Below are 3,656 nucleotides of genomic sequence, written 5' to 3'. Positions count from 1 at the left end.
TGGCAGACCTGGCCATAACAATATCAATCACTTAGACGATTTTCTGTCGAACTTGGCAGGGAAGCCTTCAAGAGCCTGTGGGAACACACCAACCCGGCTTCGACCAACTTCTCGTTCATGCAGGAACAGCTCTTGTCGGGCGACGCATGGATCGTTTTTGATCACACCTCGCGTCTGGCGCAGGCATTCAACGACCGTCCGGATGACTTTGTCGCTTTCCCGGCACCTGCCGGTCCGACCGGCCGTGGCTTCATGCCGGTTCTGGCTGGCGTCGCCATCCCGCGCACCGCGCCCGATATGGACGCGGCCAAGGAACTGGTGAAGTACATGCTTGATCCGGCAACCCAGATTGCCACTCTGCGGGCCACCAACTTCTTCCAGGTTGTTGATGTAGCGCTGCCCGAGGATCTGCCCCCGTCCGTGAAGGCCGCGGGTGATGCCGTGGCGAAGATGAGCGGCTCTGCTGACGCGAATCCCGGTCTTCTGCCCGCGGGTCTGGGCGACAAGGGAGGCGATTTCAGCCAGGTCTTCGTCGACACGTTCGAGCGTATCGTTCTGGCAAATCAGGACATTCGCATGGTTTTGGACGACCAGAAAGGCAAGCTGGCCGCGATCATGCAGGAAAGCGGCGCTCCGTGCTGGGCACCCGATGCCGCATCCGACGGCCCGTGCCCGATCGAATAAGATCGCGTCATAACATATGACCTGTCCGGGCCGTGGTGTGCGGCCCGGACCCCAAATACTCCCGCCATGCAGCCCTGCCTTGCCAAGAAAGGAGCGCTCGGATGAACGCTCGGTTCTTACCCTACGTGCTGATCGCACCGGTCACGTTCTTCTTGTGCGTCTTTTTCCTGTACCCCTTCGTTCTCGTCGCCAATCAGGCGTTCACGGTCGACGGTGGCTACACGATGGAGAATTTCCGCGAGGTCGTCAGTGACTGGAAGTTCCCGATCTCCCTGCAGAACACGCTGTTGCTGGCAGCAGCCGTCGTGCCCGTCCTGCTTGCCTTGGCACTTCTCATGGCAACGATGGTCAACCGGATGCAAAAGGGCAGGGACCTGATCCTGTATTTCTGGACGATCCCACTGGGCATTTCAGACCTTGCCGCCGGGATCATCTGGCTGGCGATTTTCGAACAATCCGGGTTCCTGAACTCCATGCTGGATGCGGTGGGCGTGATCGACAAACCTGCGAACCTGCTGACCTATCAGAACCCGTGGATCGTGTTCCTTGCCATCGCCCTGGCCGAGATCTGGCGAGCGACGGCGATCATGCTGGTGATCCTTGTCGCGGGCATTGGCCTGATCCCCAAGGAATATTACGAAGCAGCCGAGGTCTTTGGCGCGTCGAAGTGGAAACAGTTCCTGCGCATCACCCTGCCGCTTCTGCGCCCATCGCTGCAAACGGCTCTGGTGCTGCGGGTCATCCTTGCCTTTGAAATCTTCGCAGTCGTTGCGGCCCTGGGCGGCACGCTTTTCCCCGTGCTGATGAGCGAAACCTATGCCTACCAGTTTGACCTGCTCAACAGCGGTGCGGCTGCAGCGATGGCACTGATCATCCTCGGCATCTCGATTGCCGCGACCCTGGTTATCCTGCGCGCCCTGCGCGTTCCGAAAGGAGCAACGATATGACCGCCGTCGCAACCGAGGTCGCAGCGCCCGACGCCCGAAAAGCCGGTCGCTGGCTTTATGTCACCAGTGTTGTCCTTCTCTGTGCCTGGGTGATTGTCCCGCTCTACTTCCTGCTGATCAACACGCTCAGCGCTCCGGAGGACGTTCAAAGCTACCCCAAGGCCTTCTTCCCCGCTTTCGACATGGGCAGTCTGAGCTTCTTCGTGACCTTCAACGGCATGATTGATGCGCTCTTGAACTCGATCATGGTGGCAGGCCTGACCATGATCCTGTCCATCGCTATAGGCGAACCGGCAGGCTATGCCCTGTCACGCTTTGATTTCCCGGGTAAGGAACTGTTCCGCCTGCTGATCCTGCTGACCCGCGCCTTCCCGCTGCCACTTCTGGCGCTGCCGCTGGCTGTGATGTTCATCCGCACCGGGCTTGACGACACCATCATCGGGCTTGCGCTTGTCCACACGACCTTGGCGATCCCGTTTGCGGTTCTCATCACCTTCTCCCTGTTCTCGGGCATCCCGATGGAGCTTGAGGAAGCGGCATGGACCCTTGGCTGCACCCGTCTGACGGCCTTTACGAAAGTGGTGCTGCCCCTGATCCTGCCCGGAATTGCGGCATCGGCGATTTTTGCCTTCGTGATCTCATGGAATGAAGTCTTTGCGGCGGCCGTTCTGACCATCGAGAACCGGACCCTGACGGCGTTCCTTCTGGTCAAACTGAGCGAAGCGCCGATCCATCTGAAATTCGCTGGCGGCTTCATCCTGGTCCTGCCGGCGCTGATCTTCATCTTCGCCGTGCGCAAGTACCTGTTTGCCATGTGGGGCATCGCCAACCGCTGAGGCGGCGCTGCGTGAAATAAGGAACCAGAAAAATGGCTGAAATCCGGATCAAGAACGTGGCCAAGAAATTCGGCGAATATCAGGCCCTGCATGACATCAACCTGACGATTGCGGATCAGGAATTCATGGTGCTTCTGGGTGCATCGGGCTGCGGCAAGACCACCCTTTTGCGGATCATCTGCGGGCTGGAGACCGCCACCACGGGCGAAGTCTGGATCGGTGGGCGGCGTGTCGATCACCTCCCTCCCAAGGATCGCGGCATTGCCATGGTGTTTCAGAATTACGCGGTCTTCCCGCATCTGACCGTGTTCGAAAACATCGGCTTTGGTCTGCGGATGCAGAAGCTCCCCAATGACGAGGTCACCCGCCGTGTCGAACGGGTGGCGGAACTGATGCACATCGAGATGCTGCTCAAGCGCTATTCCGGCGAATTGTCCGGTGGTCAGCGCCAGCGCGTCGCGGTGGCCCGCGCGCTTGCAATGGAGCCGGACGTGATCCTGATGGACGAACCGCTGTCCAATCTAGATGCGCTTTTGCGGATGGAAATGCGGGCCGAATTGAAGGGCGTTTTGGCTGACTCCAAGACGACTGCCGTCTATGTGACGCATGATCAGGTCGAAGCCATGTCGATGGCCGACCGCATCAGCGTCATGCACAAGGGCAAGATCGTGCAAGCCGCATCGCCGATCGAGGTGTACCTCAACCCGGCGGCGGAATTCGTCGCGGGATTTATCGGAAAACCGCCGATGAATTTCCTGCCGGCAACGTCCGCTGGCGATGGGCGCTGGACGGTGGCTGGTCAGATTTTTGAAGGACCCAAAACGGACAAGGCTCTGGAATTCGCGATCCGACCCGAGGACATCACCCCGGCCGCAACTGGACTGACCGCAACCGCAAAGGTGATCGAACCGCTGGGCGCGCACCTGCTTGTGACCTGCGATGTCGACGGTGCGATGTTCCGCGCTGTGCTCGACAGCGATGCGATCGTCAAAACCGGCGACCTGCTGACATTGGCGCCGCAACCTGATCGCGTGCGCTGGTTCGATCCCGAAACCACGCTTGCCGTCGCCTAAAGCGTTTTGCGTTTAATCTGAGGCAGATCCTGCAGCTTTGAGGAAGTTCCAGCATTCGTCTGGATTGAACATGTCACAGATGTCGCCAAGAGCTTCGAGCAAGGCATCAAAGGTCC

The 3,656-nt window shown here is 59.3% G+C and carries 4 protein-coding genes; all 4 read left to right on the top strand.

Going from position 1 to position 3,656, the window contains the following annotated elements; translation table 11 throughout:
• Positions 1–75: 75 nt before the first annotated feature.
• Positions 76–684, top strand: a complete 609-nt coding sequence (locus tag JJ869_RS22720) for an extracellular solute-binding protein (RefSeq protein ID WP_292271120.1) — start codon at positions 76–78, stop codon at positions 682–684.
• Positions 685–785: 101 nt separating this feature from the next.
• Positions 786–1,631, top strand: a complete 846-nt coding sequence (locus JJ869_RS22715) for a sugar ABC transporter permease (RefSeq protein WP_292271116.1) — start codon at positions 786–788, stop codon at positions 1,629–1,631.
• Positions 1,628–2,467, top strand: coding sequence for a carbohydrate ABC transporter permease (locus tag JJ869_RS22710; RefSeq protein WP_292271114.1), 840 nt, complete (start codon positions 1,628–1,630; stop codon positions 2,465–2,467). Before JJ869_RS22715 ends, JJ869_RS22710 begins: the two co-directional genes overlap by 4 nt.
• A gap of 32 nt (positions 2,468–2,499) precedes the next feature.
• Positions 2,500–3,540 carry an ABC transporter ATP-binding protein gene (locus JJ869_RS22705; protein ID WP_292271111.1) on the top strand — a complete coding sequence of 347 codons (1,041 nt, stop codon included), beginning with the start codon at positions 2,500–2,502 and terminating at the stop codon, positions 3,538–3,540.
• Positions 3,541–3,656: the final 116 nt, after the last annotated feature.

The sequence above is a fragment of the Marivita sp. genome (assembly GCF_017643905.1).
GTDB lineage: Bacteria > Pseudomonadota > Alphaproteobacteria > Rhodobacterales > Rhodobacteraceae > Marivita.
The sequence above is the reverse complement of the archived record's forward strand: the minus strand, read 5'-3'. Positions and strand labels throughout refer to the sequence as shown.